This is a genomic window from Streptomyces sp. CCM_MD2014 (assembly GCF_000772045.1).
In the GTDB taxonomy this organism is placed as follows: domain Bacteria; phylum Actinomycetota; class Actinomycetes; order Streptomycetales; family Streptomycetaceae; genus Streptomyces; species Streptomyces salinarius.
This window is the reverse complement of sequence record NZ_CP009754.1, coordinates 3,275,022-3,293,675: the sequence shown is the minus strand read 5'-3', so window position 1 is coordinate 3,293,675 and position 18,654 is coordinate 3,275,022. Positions and strand designations below refer to the sequence as shown.

The following is an 18,654-nucleotide window of genomic DNA, read 5'->3' as shown; positions in this document are numbered from 1 at the left end:
CTCTCATCGCCGCTCCACAGTCATCGGGAGTGAAGACCGACGGCTGCGTGCGCCTGGTCGAGGATGCGTCCGATCTCGGACGCGGCTTGGCGCGCCTGGGCAGCGTCGCCGGATGCGGCGCGGTCCTCCCAGGCGCGCAGGTCTGCTGCCAGGCCCGGCTGGCGTTGGATGTAGACGTAGGCCGCCCACTGGGCGACGAACCGTTGCAGGGGTGCCAGATCCGAGCCCTGCCGGGACTGGTCTGCCGCCTGGTCCAGCTCGCGTGTGAACGCGGGCAGCGCCGCCGGTGTGATCTGCCCGACGGCCTGACGCAGGGCGGCCACCGTTGCGGAGGGCTGGGGAATGAGTGGTTGCCCGGCGGCGGAGATGGTCATCGCTGCTCCCATGGGCGCGATTCTGGTCCCGCGCCTCGGGCTGTCCGGCAGGGGCGCCGAGGCACCGCTCGAACAGGTGAGGCATAACCGATACGCCCCGTCCGGCGGCGCGGAATCGTCGGGGCGCCCCGAGCGTTGCACGCAACGTGGGCATGCAGGCCGGTGACGTACGGGCCGAGTGGCCCGGACGACCGAGCCGAGAGATTTTGGAGGGTGCCGCGATGGCTGCGCAGACGCAGAGGGCCGTGCTGGCGGGCGGATGTTTCTGGGGCATGGAGGAGCTGATCCGCCGGCTCCCGGGCGTGACCGCGACTCGGGTCGGTTACACCGGGGGCGACGTGCCGAACGCGACGTACCGCAACCACGGCACGCACGCGGAGGCCATCGAGATCCTCTTCGACCCCGAGGTGACCGACTACCGCGCGCTCCTGGAGTTCTTCTTCCAGATCCACGACCCGAGCACCAAGAACCGCCAGGGCAACGACATCGGCCTCAGCTACCGCTCGGCGATCTACTACGTGGACGACGAGCAGAAGCGGATCGCCGAGGACACCATCGCCGACGTGGACGCCTCCGGGCTGTGGCCCGGCAAGGTCGTCACCGAGGTGGAGCCGGTCGGCCCCTTCTGGGAGGCCGAGCCCGAGCACCAGGACTACCTGCAGCGCTACCCGGACGGGTACACCTGCCACTTCCCGCGCCCGGGATGGCGGCTGCCCGCCCGTACCGAGGGCTGAGGGACTCGCGGAGCGGCGGCCCGGCCGGGATCGGCCGGGCCGTCCGCGTGAGCGCGCCCGGCGCTCAGTGCGGCAGCGTGGCCGGGCTTCCGCCGTTCGCCTCGTACCCCGCCACCGCCAGCGCGCGGTAGACCGCGAACTCCGCCGCCGGGTCGGCCGACAGGGTCCAGGGCAGCGCGCCGACGTGCCCGTCTATGACCGTCAGCTGGTTCATGGCCTCGGCCCAGCGCTCGCCGCGGACCAGGAAGAAGACCAGGAGATGGCGGACGTGCGCCTGCATCGGGTCGTCCGGGCGGGCCGAGTGCACCGCGTGCAGCGCGCCGTGGACGGCCTTGGTGACGACCTCGCTCTGGTAGAAGCCGCTGACCAGGTTGACCTCCGGCAGGTGCTCGAAGACCGCGAAGAGCGGCATCGCCGCCAGGAGCGAGCCCCGCGGGGCGCGCGCGGCCGCCGCCTCCGCGAAGGAGTACGCCAGCGCGCGCGAGCCGTGCCACTTCTCGCACCAGTACTGAAGGGCGGCCAGGTGCGCGCCCATGTGGTGGGGGGCGCGGTCCAGGATCTTCAGCCAGAGCTGCTCGAACTCCTCGCGCGGGTAGCCGAGACCGCGGGCCACCGACAGCTCGACGATGTACGGGATCGGGTCACCGGGCGCGAGGAGGGCCGCCTCGCCGCAGGCGGCCTTCGCCTCCTCCATGATGATCCGGAACTCGTCCGTGCCCGGCGTCGCCGTCCGCCACGCCTGCTGCACCAGGAACTCGGCGTGCACCGCCGCGCCGCCCGCGTCCTTGGGCGCCTCCGCCCGCCACACCCGCAGCCACTGCCCGCCCGGCGTCTCACCCACGCCGCCGGGCCGCTGCCGCAGCTCCAGCGACGCGGCGCCCGCGAAGGCCTGCACGCGCTGCCAGCGCCGCTCGCCCTCCGCCTCCGTGCCGGCCAGCAGCTGCTGCGCCCCCCGGTAGTCCTGGGTGCGCTGCACCAGGTCGAGGACGTCCAGGAAGTCCTGGTCGGGACCGGGCATGCGGACGTCCAGCTCCTCCTCGCGGGCGAAGCCGTAGTTCGCGGGGTCGGCGGCGTCCGGGTGGCCGGGCTCGACCAGGCCGACCGCACCGCGCCGGCGCCGCGAGAGTTGGAGCAGCACGAAGCCGAGCATGACCAGTGCCATCAGGACCCAGAGAATCTCCATGTCTCAAGCGAACCAGACGCCGCCGACAATTGGCCAACCTGTCCCGCGCCCTGTGGAAAACGCGCGAGGCGTTCCGCACGGCTACCCTCGGTGCCCATGAGCGACAGGCACATCAGTCAGCACTTCGAGACGCTCGCGATTCACGCGGGCAACACCGCCGACCCCCTGACGGGCGCGGTCGTCCCGCCCATCTACCAGGTGTCGACCTACAAGCAGGACGGCGTCGGCGGACTGCGCGGCGGCTACGAGTACAGCCGCAGCGCCAACCCGACCCGCACGGCGCTGGAGGAGAACCTCGCCGCCCTGGAGGGCGGCCGTCGCGGTCTCGCGTTCGCGTCCGGACTGGCGGCCGAGGACTGCCTGTTGCGTACGCTGCTGCGTCCCGGCGACCACGTGGTGATCCCGAACGACGCGTACGGCGGCACCTTCCGCCTCTTCGCCAAGGTCGCCACCCGGTGGGGCGTGGAGTGGTCGGTGGCCGACACGAGCGACCCCGCCGCCGTGCGGGCCGCCCTCACCCCGAAGACCAAGGCGGTGTGGGTGGAGACGCCCTCCAACCCGCTGCTCGGCATCACCGACATCGCGCAGATCGCGCAGGTCGCCCGCGACGCCGGCGCCCGGCTCGTCGTCGACAACACCTTCGCCACCCCGTACCTCCAGCAGCCGCTGGCGCTGGGCGCGGACGTCGTCGTGCACTCCCTGACCAAGTACATGGGCGGTCACTCCGACGTCGTCGGCGGCGCGCTGATCGTGAACGACCAGGAGCTGGGCGAGGAGCTGGCCTTCCACCAGAACGCGATGGGCGCGGTCGCCGGGCCCTTCGACTCCTGGCTGGTGCTGCGCGGCACCAAGACCCTCGCCGTGCGCATGGACCGGCACAGCGAGAACGCGACCAAGGTCGCCGAGATGCTCTCGCGCCACGCGCGCGTGACGAGCGTGCTCTACCCGGGGCTGCCCGACCACCCGGGGCACGAGGTCGCCGCCAAGCAGATGAAGGCGTTCGGCGGCATGGTCTCCTTCCGCGTCGAGGGCGGCGAGCAGGCGGCCGTCGAGGTGTGCAACCGCGCGAAGGTCTTCACGCTCGGCGAGTCCCTGGGCGGCGTCGAGTCGCTGATCGAGCACCCGGGCCGGATGACGCACGCCTCCGCGGCGGGCTCGGCCCTTGAGGTGCCCGCCGACCTGGTGCGGCTGTCGGTCGGCATCGAGAACGCCGACGACCTGCTGGCCGACCTCCAGCAGGCGCTCGGCTAGGAGGCGGGGCTCACCAGCCCTCCCAGCCGGTCACGGGTGGGGTCGTCTCCGAGGGCGGCTCCACCCACGGCTGCACGGTCAGCGCCCACACCGCGAACGCCACGGCCGCGGCGCCCAGGAGCAGCCACGCCAGCCGCCGGACGGCCCTCCTGCGCCGCAGTATGCGGCCGCCCCGGCGGACGGCCTCCGCACACAGGTCGGGCGGCACCCTCGGCGGCGACTGCTCCATGATCCGTCGTGCGGCGGCCTCGCGCCCGGCGCGGTTCACCGGCACCCCCGCCCGCGCCACGCGTGCGTGGCGGTCCTGGCGGGGCCGGTGCCCTTCGCGTACGTCGTCGTGGCCGTGCCCGTACGGCGGCCGCCCCTCCCACCCGTCACGGCGTCGCCGCCTTCGTCTTCGCCGCCACCGGCCGGGGCGCTGCGGGCGGCGGGTGCAGCAGGGTGGCCGTCGCCCGGTCGCAGATCGTGCGGATGCGGTCCACCGGCAGGCCCAGCAGCGCGGACGTCTGTTCCTCGGCGACGCCCTCGTACAGCCTGAGCACCAGGATCAGCCGTTCGTGCGGGGCGAGTACGCCCAGCGTGCCCTCGGGGCGCCGGCGGATCCGGTCGAGCACGCCGTACCGGTGCCAGATCTCGCGGGCGAAACGGGTGGCCAGGTACTGGCGGGCACGGTCGTACGGGTCCTCCCCGTGCAGCCGGTCCCAGCCCGCGTAGGTGTGGGCCAGACTCAGCGCCAGCAGGCGCCGGGCGCGCGGGTTGGCGTCCGGGGCCTCGGCGGTGAGCAGGGTGGCGGCATGCAGCAGCCGCCCTGCCGCGCCCGCGACGAACGCCTCGAACTCGCGGGCCCGACGGGCACCGTGGGACGCATGCCGGTCTCGCACCGCGCCTCCCGCCCAGACGGCGACGACCCCTGAGGTCTCATATCAGGCCAGCAGCGGCCCGCCGGTCAAGGGTTCGGTCGAACCCCGCCGTCGAAAGCTCCCGGAACCTGGCACCCCGTCCCCGGAAGGTCGTTCAGGAGCCCGAGGCCGCATCCGTGGCCGCCGCGCCGGAGGGGGCCATACGGGCGGACAGGGCGCCGTTGAAGCGAGACAGGAGCGTGCAGAACGCCTCGCGCTCCTCCGGGGCCCAGTCGCGCGTCAGCTCGGCCATGAGCTGACGGCGGGAGGAGCGGACCTCCTCGAGCCGTGCCACGCCGCGCGGGGACAGCTGGAGGACCACCGCGCGTCCGTCCTCGGGGTGAGAGGTGCGCTTGACGAGTCCGGTGTCGACCAGCGGGGCCACCTGCCGGGTGACCGTCGAGGAGTCGATGCCCATGCTCGCGGCGAGCGCCTTCACACCCATCGGGCCCTCTGTGTCGAGGCGGTTGAGCAGCAGGTAGGCGGCGCGGTCCATGGAGTTGCGCACCTGCCCGACCCCGCCGAGCCGGGTCTGTTCGGCCCGGCGGGCGAAGAGCGCGACCTCGTGCTGGAGCGTCTCGAGAAGACCGGTGTCACCGGCGGTCGTCATGTCCATCGACATTTCAGGCGTTGTGGGCATGGCCGGGGGCTCACTTCGTGGAGGGCTGCTAATTGGGGGACAGGGTACGCGGCCGGACGGCAGGGCGTACCTGCGCGGGACAAAGCGGGTCTCGGAGGTTGGTCACAACGCCGCGCGGCGGCCCGGAACTGCGATGCTGGAGGTATGAGCTACAGCACGGCGCCCCGCGTCGCTCCCGTCACCCTCGACGACGTGCGCGGAGCCCAGAAGATGCTCTCGGGCGTGGCGCGGGTGACGGCGATGGAGGGCAGCCGGCACCTGTCGCAGCTGGTCGGCTCGCCGGTGCACTTCAAGTGCGAGAACCTCCAGCGGACCGGCTCCTTCAAGCTGCGCGGCGCCTACGTGCGGATCGCCGGACTGCTGCCCGAGCAGCGGGCCGCGGGCGTGGTCGCGGCGAGCGCGGGCAACCACGCGCAGGGCGTGGCGCTGGCGTCGTCGCTGCTGGGCGTGCGGTCGACGGTGTTCATGCCGAAGGGGGCGCCGCTGCCGAAGATCAGCGCGACCCGCGAGTACGGCGCCGAGGTGCGGCTGCACGGCCAGGTGGTGGACGAGACGCTGGCCGCCGCCGAGGAGTACGCCGAGCGGACCGGCGCGGTGTTCATCCACCCCTTCGACCACCCCGACGTGATCGCCGGGCAGGGCACGGTCGGGCTGGAGATCCTGGAGCAGTGCCCCGAGGTGCGGACCGTCGTGGTCGGCGTCGGCGGCGGCGGGCTGGCGGCCGGCATCGCGGTCGCGGTGAAGGCGCTGCGGCCGGACGTGCGGATCGTGGGCGTGCAGGCGGAGGGCGCGGCGGCGTACCCGCCCTCGCTGGCCGCGGGGCGCCCGGTGGCCGTCCAGAACCCGGCGACGATGGCCGACGGCATCAAGGTCGGGCGGCCCGGTGACGTGCCGTTCGGGATCGTCGGCGAGCTGGTGGACGAGGTCCGCACGGTCTCCGAGGACGAGCTGTCGACCGCCCTGCTGTTGTGCCTGGAGCGGGCCAAGCTGGTCGTGGAACCGGCCGGGGCGAGCCCGGTGGCCGCGCTGCTGAGCGCGCCGGACGCCTTCGCGGGGCCGGTGGTGGCGGTCCTGTCCGGCGGCAATGTGGACCCGGTGCTGATGCAGGGTGTGCTGCGGCACGGCATGGCCGCACAGGGCCGCTACCTGGCGGTCCGGCTGCGGCTGACGGACCGGCCGGGGGCCCTCGCCACGCTTCTGGGGGTGTTGTCAGTGGTCGACGCTAACGTCCTCGATGTGAGCCACGTCCGAACCCACCCGCGGCTCGGGCTCACGGAGGCGGAGGTCGAACTGCACCTGGAGACGAAGGGACCGGAGCACTGCGCCGAGGTCGGCCGGGCCCTGCGCGAGGCGGGCTACACGGTCATCGACTAGCCGCCTTCGGGCCGACTGTGCCCCCGAGCAGGGGGCGGCAGAAACTTCGTCACTCGTTCGAGCAACTGCATTGTGAGACGCGATACATCGCGTTATGGTGTGTCGTAAATCGCTCGCTGAGCGCGGCGAAACGCACAAACCTAGGCTTTCCGAAGAATCCCCGACGACGTGGAGACTCATATGCCAGGCGCCATCTATGCCGAAGGCTTGGTGAAGACCTTCGGTGATGTAAGGGCTCTGGACGGCGTCGACCTCGACGTGCCCGAGGGCACGGTCCTCGGCCTGCTCGGGCCGAACGGCGCGGGCAAGACCACCGCCGTCCGCTGCCTCACGACCCTGCTGCGCCCCGACAGCGGCAAGGCGGTCGTCGCGGGCATCGACGTCCTCAGGCAACCCAACGAGGTACGGCGTTCCATCGGCCTGTCCGGCCAGTTCGCGGCGGTCGACGAATACCTGACCGGCCGGGAGAACCTGCAGATGGTCGGGCAGCTCTACCAGATGAAGAGCAGGGCCGCGAAGGCCCGGGCCGGCGAGCTGCTCGACCAGTTCCACCTCTCCGACGCCGGCGACCGCCCGACGAAGACCTACTCGGGAGGCATGCGCCGCCGGCTCGACCTGGCGGCCGCCCTGGTGGTCTCCCCGCCCGTCATGTTCATGGACGAGCCCACCACCGGCCTCGACCCCCGCAACCGGCAGGAGCTGTGGGAGGTCATCAAGCAGCTGGTCGCCGGCGGCACGACCCTGCTGCTGACCACGCAGTATCTGGAGGAGGCGGACCACCTCGCGCACGACATCGCCGTGGTCGACCACGGTCGCGTCATCGCCCGTGGCACCTCCGACCAGCTCAAGGCCCGCACCGGGGGAGAGCGCGTCGAGGTCGTGGTCCACGAGCGCGACCACATCGGGACGGCCTCCGAAGTGCTCGCCGGATTCGGCAAGGGCCCGACCACCGTCGAGGAGCACACCCGCAAGCTGACCGTCCCCGTCACCGGCGGTGCGAAGCTGCTCGCCGAGGTCATCCGCGAACTCGACACCCGCGGCATCGAGATCGACGACATCGGCCTGCGCCGCCCCACCCTCGACGACGTCTTCCTCTCCCTCACCGGCCACGTGGCCGAGGCGGAGGGCGAGTCGAACGGCCCGGCGGGCGACGCCGGCCACGAGCAGCAGAAGGAGACCGCCAAGTGAGCGCCGCCACCGACGCGCCGCCGGCCACGGCGCCCGCCAACCCCATCGGCCAGTCCCTGCGCGACTCGCTGGTCATCGCCCGCAGGAACCTGATCCGGATGACCCGCATCCCGGAGATGGTCCTGTTCGGGATCATCCAGCCGGTGATGTTCGTCATCCTGTTCACATACGTCTTCGGCGGTTCCATCAAGGTCGGCAGCACCACCGACTCGGACGTCTACAAGGACTTCCTGATGGCGGGCATCTTCGCGCAGACCGTCACCTTCGCCACCGCCGGATCGGCGGCCGGCATCGCCGACGACATGCAGAAGGGGCTCGTCGACCGCTTCCGGTCCCTGCCGATGGCACGAGGCGCGGTGCTGACCGGGCGGACGGTCGCGGATCTGGTGCAGACGTCGATCACCCTGCTCGTCCTGGCGATCGTCGCGCTGCTCGTGGGCTGGCGCACCGGGTCCGCGGAGCCGACCAACATCGGGAGGGTGCTCGCGGGCTTCGGGCTGCTTCTGCTCCTGGGGTACGCCTTCACATGGATCGGCGCCCTGATCGGACTGTCCGTCCGGACACCGGAGGCGGCGACCTCCGGAGGGATCATCTGGCTGTTCCCCGTCACCTTCGTGTCCAACGCCTTCGTGGACCCCACCCAGATGACGCCGTGGCTCCGCCACGTCGCCGAGTGGAATCCGTTCAGCGCGGTCGTCCAGGCCTGCCGTGAGCTGTTCGGTAACCCGGGCGTCGTGCAGTCGGACGCCTGGCCCATGCAACACCCGGTCTGGGCGACGCTCACCTACTCGATCGTCATCGTCCTGATCTTCAGGACACTGGCGGTGCGCAAGTACCGCAGAGCGGCCGGCTGACGACCGGACGACGACGAGCCCCCGGTGTCACGGAGACACCGGGGGCTCGTCGGCGGTGGGCGGGGGGTCAGCCGTTGTACGGGTCCGCCTTGAGGATCTTCACCGAGGCCATCTTGCCGTTCGGCAGCTCGTACTCGGCGTCGTCGCCGACCTTGTGGCCGATGACGCCCGAGCCCAGCGGGGACTGCGGAGAGTAGGTCTCGATGTCCGAGCTCGCGTACTCGCGCGAGGCGAGCAGGAAGGTCAGCGTGTCGTCCTCGTCACCGTCGAAGGCGATCGTGACGACCATGCCGGGCGCCACCTCGCCGCCGGCTGCCGGGGCCTCACCGACCTTGGCGCTCTCGAGCAGCTGGGTCAGCTGGCGCACGCGGAGCTCCTGCTTGCCCTGCTCTTCCTTCGCCGCGTGGTACCCGCCGTTCTCACGCAGGTCCCCCTCCTCGCGAGCCGCGGCGATCTTGGCAGAGATCTCGGTGCGCGCAGGACCAGTAAGGTATTCAAGCTCCTCCTTGAGCTTGTTGTACGCCTCCTGGGTCAGCCAGGTGACGTTCTCGCTGGTCTGGGTCACGGGTGCTCCTCGTTGGTACTGGGAATACAAATCAACGCCCTACCCAGAAGGATGTTCCTTCACGGAAGGGCGAAACCACGAGCCTAACAATTGAGTGGCCAAAGGGGGAGGACATAAGCCACCAGATTCATGTCACCGCAGGTCAGGTGAGAGGTATTGGCGCCCGGGGCCCCGCCGGATCACTCCGGATGGCAGCCGAGCAGCTCGGCCGACGTCCCCGCGGCCTTGGTCCTGAGGGTGACGACCTTGTCGATGCGGGTCTCGTCCCCGGCGAAGCGGAAGTCGGCCCGGCCCACCTCGTCGCCGTCCTCCGCCTGGGAGCGCACCGTGCAGTAGCCGGTGACACCGGCGTCCTTGCGGACTTCCAGGTGCACCTGCACCGAGTCCTCGGCGAGCTCGAACCCGATCAGCTCACCGCTGATCTTGTTCTGGCCGACGTAGTGGTAGCCGAACCAGCCGATCAGGGCGAGCAGGAGCGCGCCGAGCACGGCGCCGACGACCTTGAGCGTGCGGTCGGCCTGCTCGTCCGAGGAGCGGCCGTAGCGGCCCTGAGGAGTCCGCGTGCTCGCCGTGCTCATGATCGTCCTCTCCGCGCGAGCGGGTCCGGGTTCCCGGGCCCCGGAATTATTCCGCTCCCGATTCGGTCACTATAGAAGCCTGCGATTGCGCCGCTGCACGCCGGGGCGCCGACTGACCGAGGATTGAGTCTTGACTGACCAGCTGCGACTGATGGCCGTCCACGCCCACCCCGACGACGAGTCGAGCAAGGGCGCGGCCACCATGGCGAAGTACGTGTCCGAGGGGGTGGACGTGCTGGTGGTGACCTGCACGGGCGGGGAACGCGGCTCCATCCTCAACCCCAAGCTCCAGGGAGACGCGTACATCGAGGAGAACATCCACGAGGTGCGCAAGAAGGAGATGGACGAGGCCCGGGAGATCCTGGGCGTGAAGCAGGAGTGGCTCGGCTTCGTCGACTCGGGCCTGCCCGAGGGCGACCCGCTGCCGCCGCTGCCGGAGGGCTGCTTCGCCCTGGAGGACGTCGACAAGGCGGCCGGTGAGCTGGTGCGGAAGATCCGCTCCTTCCGGCCCCAGGTGATCACCACCTACGACGAGAACGGCGGTTACCCGCACCCCGACCACATCATGACCCACAAGATCACGATGGTGGCCTTCGAGGGCGCGGCCGACACCGAGAAGTACCCGGAGAGCGAGTACGGACCGGCGTACCAGCCGCAGAAGGTCTACTACAACCAGGGCTTCAACCGGCCCCGCACCGAGGCGCTGCACAACGCGCTGCTGGAGCGCGGCCTGGAGTCCCCCTACGAGGACTGGCTCAAGCGCTGGGCGGAGTCCGAGCGCAAGGAGCGCACCCTCACCACGCACGTGCCCTGCGCGGACTTCTTCGAGATCCGCGACAAGGCGCTGATCGCGCACGCCACGCAGATCGACCCCGACGGGGGCTGGTTCCGGGTGCCGATGGAGATCCAGAAGGAGGTCTGGCCCACCGAGGAGTACGAGCTGGCCAAGTCCCTCGTGGAAACCTCCCTCCCCGAGGACGACCTCTTCGCGGGCATCCGGGACAATGCCTGACATGAGTGCAAGCGCAAGCCTGGCAATGACGCACCTCGTCACTCTCGCCGAGCTCGACGAGGACAAGGTCACCCCCGGCGTCCTCGGGTTCATCGTGTTCGCGGTGATGGCCCTGGCGGTGTGGGGACTGATGAAGTCCATGAACCGCCACATGGGCAAGGTGGACTTCAAGGAGCCGGCCGAGCCGGACGTCTCCGGCGGCCCGGAGGCGAAGCCCCAGCGGGGCTGACCCCGCGAGCCGTCCCGAGGGCGGGCGGGCACGGTCTCAGGCCGTGACCGCCACGCCCATCACCTCCCTCGCCTGGCGGCCCGGGACCATCCCCAGGCGCCAGGCCTGCCAGCCGGCCTCCAGCTGTACGCCGCGCTCCAGGAGGAGCTGGTAGGCGTCCACGTAGTCGTCCAGCTTGGTGTCGCGGGCGCTGTGCCGGGCGCGGGCCAGCTGGGCCAGCTCCTCCTGCGCCACCGCCGTGCCGACCTCCACCCCGCCGGGGGCGGCGTACGGCAGCAGCGTGCAGCGCAGGAAGCGGGCCCAGTCCTCGCCCCGCCGGTCGCCGTACCCCGCGAAGAGGGCGGCCGCCTCGTCGCACAGGGCCAGGGCCTGCGGCGTACGGGCGTTGCCCGCGTCCACGACGGCCAGCTCCAGGCACGTCCACGCCTCGCCGTGCCCGACGCCGATGCGCTGGAAGTCGGCGCGGGCGTCGACCAGGAGCTGCCGGGCGAAGCCGGAGTTGCGCAGCGAACCGGTCTGGGCGGCCCGCTGGTCGCGGGTGACGCGCGCCGAGTGGTGCCGGGCGCAGGCCAGGCCGTACACGTCCCGCATGCGGGAGAACATCGTGCGGGAGCGTTCCAGCTCGCGCACCGACTGGTCCAGGTCGCCGGTCTCCTCCAGCGCCTGGCCCAGGTAGTAGACCGTCCAGGCCTCGCCACGGGCGTCCTCGTTCTCGCGGTGCCGGGCCGCCGCGCGCCGCAGTTCCTCGACCGCCTCCAGGGCGTCGCCGTCCACCAGGCGGGCCCGCGCCAGCTGGGTCAGCGCCCACGCCTCGCCGCGGGCGTCCTGGGTGCGGCCGTACAGGTCCAGGGCCGCCCGCAGATCCGACTCGGCGCCCGGCACGTCGCCCCTGCGCAGGTGCAGCTGACCGAGCTGGAAGTGGGCCCACGCCTGACCGTGCACCGACTCGCCCGCGCGGTGCAGCACCAGCGACTCGGTGAGCAGCTCCAGGGCCTCGGCCAGCCGGGCCCGGTCGCGCTGCACCGCCGCCAGCGCGTGCAGCGTCCACGCCCGGTCCGTGGCCAGCTCCGGCGCGGCCTGCAGGTCCAGCGCCTCCTGGAGCTTGGCCGCCGCGTCGGTCAGGTTGCCCTGGTGGTGCAGCGTGATCCCCAGCGAGCACAGGGCGCGTGCCGCACCGGCGTCGTGGTGGGCGTCCCGGTACAGATCGACCACGGAGGCCAGCGTCGTACGCGCCTTGTCCAGCTCGCCCAGCTGCCGGGCCGCGATACCGGTGCGCCACTGCACCGAGCGCACCAGCAGCCCCTGGTCCACGGACTGCGCCAGCTCGCTGATCTCACCGAGCCGGTAGAGGTCGCCGCGCAGCAGGCAGTAGTCGCACAGCGCGCCCAGCAGGTTCAGCACCGCGCCCTGGTCGACGCCCTCCGCGTGCCGGAGCGCCGCCGTGATGAAGCTCGACTCGTCGTCCAGCCAGCGCAGCGCCTCGTCCAGGGACGTGAAGCCGTACTGCCCGAACTGGTTGGAGCGGGTCGACATGTTGCCGTCGACCAGGCGCAGCACGGAGTCGGCCAGCTCGGCGTAGTTCGCGATGAGCCGTTCCTGCGCGGCCGTCCGCTCGCCGGGTTCCTCCTCGTCGGCGAGCCGGGCGCGGGCGAAGCCGCGCACCACGTCGTGCAGGCGGTAGCGGCTGCCCCGCACGTGGTCGATCAGCCCGGCCCGCGACAGCGCCGCCAGCTGCCGGGACGCCTCCGCCTCGTCCGTGGCCAGCAGGGCGGCGGCGGCCGCGGCACCCAGCGAGGTGCGCCCCGCCAGCGCCAGCCGGCGCAGCAGCCGCCGGGCCGGCTCCGACTGGTCGGTGTAGCGCAGCCACAGTGCCCGCTCGACCGGCTCCACGGGACCGTAGGCGCCCAGGTCGGTCGCCAGCGCGCGCGGTGAGCGCGGGCCCAGCGCCGACCCGGCGATCCTGAGCGCCAGCGGCAGCCCGCCGCACAGCTGCCGGATCAGCTCGCTCGACTCGGCGTCGTACGGCCCCGACGCGTCCTCCGCGGCGGCGCCCAGCAGCTCCTCCGCGCCCGCCGCGTCCAGCGCCTCGACGGGCAGGTCGTACACCCGGGCGGGAAGGTCGGGCGGGAGCCGCAGCGGCTCCCGCGCGGTGACCAGCACCAGGCTGTCCGAGCGCTCCGGGACCAGCGCCCGCACCTGCTCGGGGTCCGAGGCGTCGTCGAGGACGACGGTGACCGGGACGCCCGTCAGATGCTGGTGGTACAACTCGCCGAGCCGCTTGACCTGCTGGTCCGCGGAGGACCGCTCCCGGAACAGCAGCTGCTCGCGCGGCGCCCCGAGCCGGTTCAGCAGGTGCAGCAGCGCGTCCCGGGTACTCAGCGGCGACCCACCGCCCGTCCCCGAACCGCCCGCTCCGGAGCCGCCCGCCCCGGACCCGGTCCCGCGCAGGTCTACCAGGCAGGCGCCGCGGAAGTAGTCCCGCAGCTCGTGGACGGCCCGCACGGCCAGCGTCGTACGGCCGCTGCCCGGCGGTCCGTGCAGGACCACCACCGTCGGCTTGGTCTCCGTGCTCGCGCGGGCCGCCTGCACCCACTGCCGCAGCCGCGCCATCTCCTGCCGCCGTCCCGCGAACGGCCCCTCCGCCACGGGAAGCTGCGCGAACGACTGCTCCAGCGCGCTGCGCCCCCGTGCGGCCGCGCTCTTGTCGGCACCCCGCAGCTTCGGCCCGGTCTTGGCCGGTCCGGTGGACGCGGCGAGCATCCGCTGCTGGTCCAGGAACGGACGGATGCCGCGCACCTCCAGCGCGGTGAGCCACTGCAGCCGCAGCTGCTCGGGCCCGCCGGGCTGGCTGACCGCCCCGGCGCGGTGATGGGCGGCCGGCACATGGGTGCCGGCCACCTTCAGCACGGTCGCCGCCGAGCCGACGACCCCCACCGCCACTCCCGCGCCCACCGCGGTGCCGGTGCCCGTGCCGAGCGCCACGTCGGCGATCACCGCGGCGACGGCCGCCACGCCGGCCACCAGCAGGGGCGTGCCGGCGCCCTCACGGGCGTAGCGCTCGCGGAAGGAGAGCTGTCCGGCGGCGGCCTCGTCGAGGGCGTGCGTGTAGGCCGCGTACTCCTCGCCGGCCGTCCCCGCCATCGCGTCCAGTGCCGCGCGGGCCCGGGAGAGCAGCACGTTCCCGTCCGTGCGTCCGCCCGAGCGCCGTACCTCCTCCTCCACGGCCCGCCTGAGCAGCCCTTCGGCCTCCGCCCGATGACTGTCCCGCATGTCGCGCCCCCTCCGGCGGCATCGGTGTCCTGCCGGTCCGCCCCGGGCGCCCCGGTGGCCCCAGGCGTCCCAGGGCCCTCCCGGCCCGTTCCCGGGTCCTTCCCCGGTTGCACGTCGCTCAAGTGTCCTGCGGCGAGGAGACCCTGGGGAGAGTGTCCGGCACCGCTTTCGTGCCCGCGCCTCTCCCGGCGGGGAAAATCGACGAATTCCTCTCTTGACCCCGGTGACCGAAGCCACTAATTTGCCAGAGAAGCAGACCCATGACTACCGACAGGAGGCGATCGGCGGATGAACACCAACTCCGATCTGAGTCGCCTCGCCCGCCGCACCGTGTGGGTTTCGGGCCGGGTCGCGCACGGCTGCTGACACGCCGTCCCCTGTGCCCTGACGGGGCACGTCTCGGGTTGCCCCCGCACAAGTGCTGCACCCGCGCACCTGTCACCTGTGCACCTGTGCACCTCTTCTGAACCTCTTCACGGCATGCCCCTGTCGCGTGCCGATGTGCGCTCGCTTTTCTTGCGCGGCGCGTCCGAACAGAGAAAGCTGCCTGAAATTGGCGAACATGATGAATCGACGTGTCCCGAGTCGAAATGAAGGTCGGTCATGACAGCGGCACGGATCACCGTCAACGGAAAAGAAGCGCCGATCGCACCGGCCGCGCCCCACACCACGGTCCTCGACTTCCTGCGTGAGCGCGGCCTGACCGGCACCAAGGAGGGCTGCGCCGAGGGCGAGTGCGGCGCCTGCTCGATCCTGGTGGCCCGCCCCGGGGTGAACAAGCCCACCGACTGGGTGCCCATCAACGCCTGCCTGGTCCCGGTGGCGGCGCTCGACGGCCAGGAGGTCGTCACCTCCGAGGGCCTCGCCACCGTCGAGGCGCCCGGCACGCCGCCCGTCCTGCACCCGGTGCAGGAGGAGATGGCGGTCCGCGGCGGCTCCCAGTGCGGCTACTGCACGCCGGGCTTCGTCTGCAGCATGGCGGGCGAGTACTACCGGCCCGACCGCTGCGCGCACGCGGAGCGGGGTCCGGACGCGGCCGAGGGCGCCGCCGGCACCGACGCCGAGCACGGCCCGAACGGCTTCGACCTGCACGCGCTCAGCGGCAACCTGTGCCGCTGCACCGGCTACCGGCCCATCCGCGACGCCGCCTTCGCCGTCGGCGCGCCCACCGACGACGACCCGCTGGCCCGGCGCCGCGAGGAGGCCCCGCCCGCGCCGGTCCCCACCGAGTACCGCCAGGACGACAGCGCCTTCGTCCGCAAGGGCACCCTGGCCGAGACGCTGCGGCTGCTGCGCGAGCGGCCCGACGCGATGGTGGTCGCCGGAAGCACCGACTGGGGCGTCGAGGTCAACATCCGCTCCCGCCGCGCGGACTGCGTGGTCGCCGTCGACCGGCTGCCCGAACTGCGGGAACTGCGCGTCGAGTCCGACCACGTCGAGATCGGCGCGGCGCTCACGCTCACCGAGATCGAACGCCGCCTCGACGGCACCGTCCCGCTGCTGGCGCAGCTGTTCCCGCAGTTCGCGTCCCGGCTCATCCGCAACGGCGCCACCCTCGGCGGCAACCTGGGCACCGGCTCGCCCATCGGCGACAGCCCGCCGGTGCTGCTCGCGCTGGAGGCCTCGCTGGTGCTCGCCGACGCCGACGGTGAGCGCGAGGTACCGCTGGCCGAGTACTTCACCGGGTACCGGCAGAGCGTGCGCCGTCCCGGCGAGCTGATCCGCGCGGTGCGCCTCCCGCTGCCCCTGTCGCCGGTCACCGCCTTCCACAAGATCGCCAAGCGGCGCTTCGACGACATCTCCAGCGTCGCCGTCGCCTTCGCGCTCGACGTCGAGGGCGGCACCGTCCGCAAGGCGCGCATCGGCCTGGGCGGCGTGGCCGCCACCCCGGTCCGCGCCCTGGCCACCGAGGCCGCCCTGGAGGGCCGGCCCTGGACCGCCGAGACCGCCGAGGCCGCGGCCGAGGTGCTGCGGGGCGAGGGCACGCCGATGAGCGACCACCGGGCCAGCGCCGGCTACCGCGCCGCGATGCTCGGCCAGAGCCTGCTGAAGCTGTACGCCCAGACCACCGAGGCGGTGCCGTCATGAGTCACCTGTCCGAGCGTCCCGAGAAGCCCGTCGTCGGCGTCTCCATGCCGCACGAGAGCGCCGTCCAGCACGTCACGGGCACCGCGCTCTACACCGACGACCTGGTCCAGCGCACCAAGGACGTGCTGCACGCCTATCCGGTCCAGGTCATGAAGGCCCGCGGCCGGGTCACGGCCGTCCGCACCGAGGCCGCCCTCGCGGTGCCGGGTGTCGTACGGGTGCTGACCGGCGCCGACGTGCCCGGCGTCAACGACGCCGGCATGAAGCACGACGAGCCGCTCTTCCCCGACGAGGTCATGTTCCACGGCCACGCGGTCGCCTGGGTGCTCGGCGAGACGCTGGAGGCCGCCAGGATCGGCGCCGCGGCCGTCGAGGTGGACCTCGACGAACTGCCCTCCGTGATCACGCTCCAGGACGCCATCGCGGCCGACAGCTACCACGGCGCCCGTCCCGTCATGACGCACGGCGACGTCGACGCGGGCTTCGCCGACTCCGCGCACGTGTTCACCGGCGAGTTCCAGTTCTCCGGGCAGGAGCACTTCTACCTGGAGACGCACGCGGCGCTCGCCCAGGTCGACGAGAACGGGCAGGTGTTCATCCAGAGCAGCACCCAGCACCCGTCCGAGACCCAGGAGATCGTCTCGCACGTGCTCGGGGTGCCCGCCCACGAGGTGACCGTGCAGTGCCTGCGGATGGGCGGCGGCTTCGGCGGCAAGGAGATGCAGCCGCACGGCTTCGCGGCCGTCGCCGCGCTCGGCGCCAAACTGACCGGCCGCCCCGTCCGGTTCCGGCTCAACCGGACCCAGGACCTGACCATGTCCGGCAAGCGGCACGGCTTCCACGCCACCTGGAAGATCGGCTTCGACGCCGAGGGCCGCATCCAGGCCCTCGACGCCACCCTGGTCGCCGACGGCGGCTGGAGCCTGGACCTGTCCGAGCCGGTCCTCGCCCGGGCGCTGTGCCACATCGACAACACGTACTGGATCCCCAACGCCCGTGTCGCCGGGCGCATCGCCAAGACCAACACGGTCTCCAACACCGCCTTCCGCGGCTTCGGCGGACCGCAGGGCATGCTGGTGATCGAGGACATCCTGGGCCGCTGCGCGCCGCGCCTCGGTCTCGACCCCCGGGAGCTGCGGGAACGCAACTTCTACCGCCCGGGCCAGGGCCAGACGACGCCGTACGGGCAGCCGGTCACGCAGCCCGAGCGGATCACCGCCGCCTGGCAGCAGGTCCTGGACCGGGCCGGCTTCGCCGACCGCGAGCGCGAGATCGCCGCCTTCAACGCGGCGCACCCGCACACCAAGCGGGCCCTCGCGATCACCGGCGTGAAGTTCGGCATCTCGTTCAACCTCACCGCCTTCAACCAGGGCGGCGCGCTGGTGCTGATCTACAAGGACGGCTCCGTCCTGATCAACCACGGCGGCACCGAGATGGGCCAGGGCCTGCACACCAAGATGCTGCAGGTGGCCGCGACCACGCTGGGCATCCCGCTGCACAAGGTGCGCCTTGCCCCGACCCGGACCGACAAGGTGCCCAACACCTCCGCCACCGCGGCCAGTTCCGGCGCCGACCTCAACGGCGGGGCGGTCAAGAACGCCTGCGAGCAGCTGCGCGAACGGCTCCTCCGGGTGGCCGCCTCGCAGCTCGGCTCCAACGCCTCGGACGTGCGCATCGTCGAGGGCGTCGCGCGCACCCTGGGCAGCGACCGGGAGCTGGCCTGGGACGACCTCGTACGCACCGCGTACTTCCAGCGGGTCCAGCTCTCCGCGGCCGGCTACTACCGGACCGAGGGGCTGCACTGGGACGCCACGAAGTTCCAGGGGTCGCCGTTCAAGTACTTCGCCATCGGCGCCGCCGCGACCGAGGTGGAGGTGGACGGCTTCACCGGCGCCTACCGCATCCGGCGGGTCGACATCGTGCACGACGTCGGCGACAGCCTCTCCCCGCTGATCGACATCGGTCAGATCGAGGGCGGCTTCGTCCAGGGCGCGGGCTGGCTGACGCTGGAGGACCTGCGCTGGGACACCGGCGACGGCCCGAACCGGGGCCGGCTCCTCACCCAGGCGGCGAGCACGTACAAGCTGCCGAGCTTCTCGGAGATGCCCGAGGAGTTCAACGTCACCCTCCTGGAGAACGCCACCGAGGAGGGTGCGGTGTTCGGCTCCAAGGCGGTCGGTGAGCCCCCGCTGATGCTGGCGTTCTCGGTGCGCGAGGCGCTGCGGCAGGCCGCCGCCGCGTTCGGGCCGAAGGGGACCTGCGTCGAGCTGGCCTCGCCCGCCACGCCGGAGGCGGTGTACTGGGCGATCGAGTCGGCCCGGCAGGCCGGCACCGCCGACAACGGCGGCGCCCGCGACGAAGCGGCCGTCGGCGGCGCGGCCCGCACCGGCGCGGAAGCGCTGAGCGGTGCCTGAC

At 72.3% G+C, this 18,654-nt stretch carries 17 protein-coding genes; 9 read left to right on the top strand and 8 right to left on the bottom strand.

What is annotated here, in order from left to right:
• Positions 1 to 20: 20 nt before the first annotated feature.
• Entirely contained in the window at positions 21 to 374 is a 354-nt protein-coding gene (locus NI25_RS14220) for a DUF6247 family protein (RefSeq protein ID WP_061442814.1), read from the bottom strand.
• A gap of 221 nt (positions 375 to 595) precedes the next feature.
• Here NI25_RS14220 and msrA point away from each other — a divergent pair, with 221 nt between their 5' ends.
• A complete protein-coding gene (gene msrA, locus NI25_RS14215) occupies positions 596 to 1,108 on the top strand; it encodes a peptide-methionine (S)-S-oxide reductase MsrA (protein ID WP_061442813.1) in 513 nt (170 codons plus the stop codon).
• 64 nt (positions 1,109 to 1,172) lie between these two features.
• Here the strand turns inward: msrA and NI25_RS14210 are convergent, their stop codons facing one another.
• On the bottom strand, positions 1,173 to 2,291 hold the full coding sequence (locus NI25_RS14210) for a hypothetical protein (RefSeq protein ID WP_061442812.1): 1,119 nt from the start codon (positions 2,289 to 2,291) through the stop codon (positions 1,173 to 1,175).
• Positions 2,292 to 2,387: 96 nt separating this feature from the next.
• Between NI25_RS14210 and NI25_RS14205 the strand changes: the two genes are divergently transcribed.
• Positions 2,388 to 3,542: a cystathionine gamma-synthase gene (locus NI25_RS14205; RefSeq protein ID WP_061442811.1), complete on the top strand. Its 1,155-nt coding sequence runs from the start codon at positions 2,388 to 2,390 to the stop codon at positions 3,540 to 3,542.
• A 10-nt stretch (positions 3,543 to 3,552) separates the two neighbouring features.
• On the opposite strand, the gene NI25_RS14200 is transcribed toward NI25_RS14205, so the two are convergent.
• The 3 genes from NI25_RS14200 to NI25_RS14190 all read right to left on the bottom strand — a co-directional run bounded on the left by NI25_RS14200 (position 3,553) and on the right by NI25_RS14190 (position 5,057).
• Positions 3,553 to 3,810, bottom strand: coding sequence for a hypothetical protein (locus NI25_RS14200; RefSeq protein ID WP_061446917.1), 258 nt, complete (start codon positions 3,808 to 3,810; stop codon positions 3,553 to 3,555).
• Positions 3,811 to 3,916: 106 nt separating this feature from the next.
• On the bottom strand, positions 3,917 to 4,423 hold the full coding sequence (locus tag NI25_RS14195) for a hypothetical protein (RefSeq protein WP_061442810.1): 507 nt from the start codon (positions 4,421 to 4,423) through the stop codon (positions 3,917 to 3,919).
• Positions 4,424 to 4,556: 133 nt separating this feature from the next.
• Positions 4,557 to 5,057, bottom strand: coding sequence for a MarR family winged helix-turn-helix transcriptional regulator (locus NI25_RS14190; protein ID WP_061446916.1), 501 nt, complete (start codon positions 5,055 to 5,057; stop codon positions 4,557 to 4,559).
• A gap of 168 nt (positions 5,058 to 5,225) precedes the next feature.
• On the opposite strand from NI25_RS14190, the gene ilvA reads away from it, so the two are divergent.
• The 3 genes from ilvA to NI25_RS14175 all read left to right on the top strand — a co-directional run bounded on the left by ilvA (position 5,226) and on the right by NI25_RS14175 (position 8,497).
• Positions 5,226 to 6,455 (top strand): threonine ammonia-lyase, encoded by a 1,230-nt coding sequence (gene ilvA, locus NI25_RS14185; RefSeq protein ID WP_061442809.1) that lies wholly within the window; start codon positions 5,226 to 5,228, stop codon positions 6,453 to 6,455.
• A gap of 180 nt (positions 6,456 to 6,635) precedes the next feature.
• Positions 6,636 to 7,643, top strand: a complete 1,008-nt coding sequence (locus NI25_RS14180; protein ID WP_061442808.1) for an ATP-binding cassette domain-containing protein — start codon at positions 6,636 to 6,638, stop codon at positions 7,641 to 7,643.
• Entirely contained in the window at positions 7,640 to 8,497 is an 858-nt protein-coding gene (locus NI25_RS14175; RefSeq protein ID WP_061442807.1) for an ABC transporter permease, read from the top strand. Before NI25_RS14180 ends, NI25_RS14175 begins: the two co-directional genes overlap by 4 nt.
• A 67-nt stretch (positions 8,498 to 8,564) precedes the next feature.
• Here the strand turns inward: NI25_RS14175 and greA are convergent, their stop codons facing one another.
• A complete protein-coding gene (gene greA / locus NI25_RS14170) occupies positions 8,565 to 9,062 on the bottom strand; it encodes a transcription elongation factor GreA (RefSeq protein ID WP_061442806.1) in 498 nt (165 codons plus the stop codon).
• Between the two features lie 179 nt (positions 9,063 to 9,241).
• The gene (locus NI25_RS14165) at positions 9,242 to 9,640 is read right to left on the bottom strand and encodes a DUF4307 domain-containing protein (protein WP_061442805.1); all 399 of its coding nucleotides are present in this window, start codon (positions 9,638 to 9,640) and stop codon (positions 9,242 to 9,244) included.
• A gap of 151 nt (positions 9,641 to 9,791) precedes the next feature.
• On the opposite strand from NI25_RS14165, the gene mca reads away from it, so the two are divergent.
• Entirely contained in the window at positions 9,792 to 10,652 is an 861-nt protein-coding gene (mca, locus tag NI25_RS14160) for a mycothiol conjugate amidase Mca (RefSeq protein WP_061442804.1), read from the top strand.
• Positions 10,645 to 10,881 carry a hypothetical protein gene (locus NI25_RS14155; protein WP_061442803.1) on the top strand — a complete coding sequence of 79 codons (237 nt, stop codon included), beginning with the start codon at positions 10,645 to 10,647 and terminating at the stop codon, positions 10,879 to 10,881. Before mca ends, NI25_RS14155 begins: the two co-directional genes overlap by 8 nt.
• Positions 10,882 to 10,917: 36 nt before the next feature.
• On the opposite strand, the gene NI25_RS14150 is transcribed toward NI25_RS14155, so the two are convergent.
• The gene (locus NI25_RS14150) at positions 10,918 to 14,151 is read right to left on the bottom strand and encodes a tetratricopeptide repeat protein (protein WP_061442802.1); all 3,234 of its coding nucleotides are present in this window, start codon (positions 14,149 to 14,151) and stop codon (positions 10,918 to 10,920) included.
• A 603-nt stretch (positions 14,152 to 14,754) separates the two neighbouring features.
• Between NI25_RS14150 and NI25_RS14145 the strand changes: the two genes are divergently transcribed.
• Positions 14,755 to 16,239 carry a xanthine dehydrogenase small subunit gene (locus NI25_RS14145; RefSeq protein ID WP_061442801.1) on the top strand — a complete coding sequence of 495 codons (1,485 nt, stop codon included), beginning with the start codon at positions 14,755 to 14,757 and terminating at the stop codon, positions 16,237 to 16,239.
• Positions 16,236 to 18,653 carry a xanthine dehydrogenase molybdopterin binding subunit gene (xdhB, locus tag NI25_RS14140; protein ID WP_061442800.1) on the top strand — a complete coding sequence of 806 codons (2,418 nt, stop codon included), beginning with the start codon at positions 16,236 to 16,238 and terminating at the stop codon, positions 18,651 to 18,653. Before NI25_RS14145 ends, xdhB begins: the two co-directional genes overlap by 4 nt.
• Position 18,654 lies beyond the last annotated feature (1 nt).

Bases quoted from the DNA above. Each gene is read 5' to 3' on its own strand.
- NI25_RS14220 (WP_061442814.1), bottom strand. From the start codon at position 374: ATGACCATCTCCGCCGCCGGGCAACCACTCATTCCCCAGCCCTCCGCA.
- msrA (WP_061442813.1), top strand. From the start codon at position 596: ATGGCTGCGCAGACGCAGAGGGCCGTGCTGGCGGGCGGATGTTTCTGG.
- NI25_RS14210 (WP_061442812.1), bottom strand. From the start codon at position 2,291: ATGGAGATTCTCTGGGTCCTGATGGCACTGGTCATGCTCGGCTTCGTG.
- NI25_RS14205 (WP_061442811.1), top strand. From the start codon at position 2,388: ATGAGCGACAGGCACATCAGTCAGCACTTCGAGACGCTCGCGATTCAC.
- NI25_RS14190 (WP_061446916.1), bottom strand. From the start codon at position 5,057: ATGGACATGACGACCGCCGGTGACACCGGTCTTCTCGAGACGCTCCAG.
- ilvA (WP_061442809.1), top strand. From the start codon at position 5,226: ATGAGCTACAGCACGGCGCCCCGCGTCGCTCCCGTCACCCTCGACGAC.
- NI25_RS14180 (WP_061442808.1), top strand. From the start codon at position 6,636: ATGCCAGGCGCCATCTATGCCGAAGGCTTGGTGAAGACCTTCGGTGAT.
- NI25_RS14165 (WP_061442805.1), bottom strand. From the start codon at position 9,640: ATGAGCACGGCGAGCACGCGGACTCCTCAGGGCCGCTACGGCCGCTCC.
- mca (WP_061442804.1), top strand. From the start codon at position 9,792: ATGGCCGTCCACGCCCACCCCGACGACGAGTCGAGCAAGGGCGCGGCC.
- NI25_RS14155 (WP_061442803.1), top strand. From the start codon at position 10,645: ATGCCTGACATGAGTGCAAGCGCAAGCCTGGCAATGACGCACCTCGTC.
- NI25_RS14150 (WP_061442802.1), bottom strand. From the start codon at position 14,151: ATGCGGGACAGTCATCGGGCGGAGGCCGAAGGGCTGCTCAGGCGGGCC.
- NI25_RS14145 (WP_061442801.1), top strand. From the start codon at position 14,755: ATGACAGCGGCACGGATCACCGTCAACGGAAAAGAAGCGCCGATCGCA.
- xdhB (WP_061442800.1), top strand. From the start codon at position 16,236: ATGAGTCACCTGTCCGAGCGTCCCGAGAAGCCCGTCGTCGGCGTCTCC.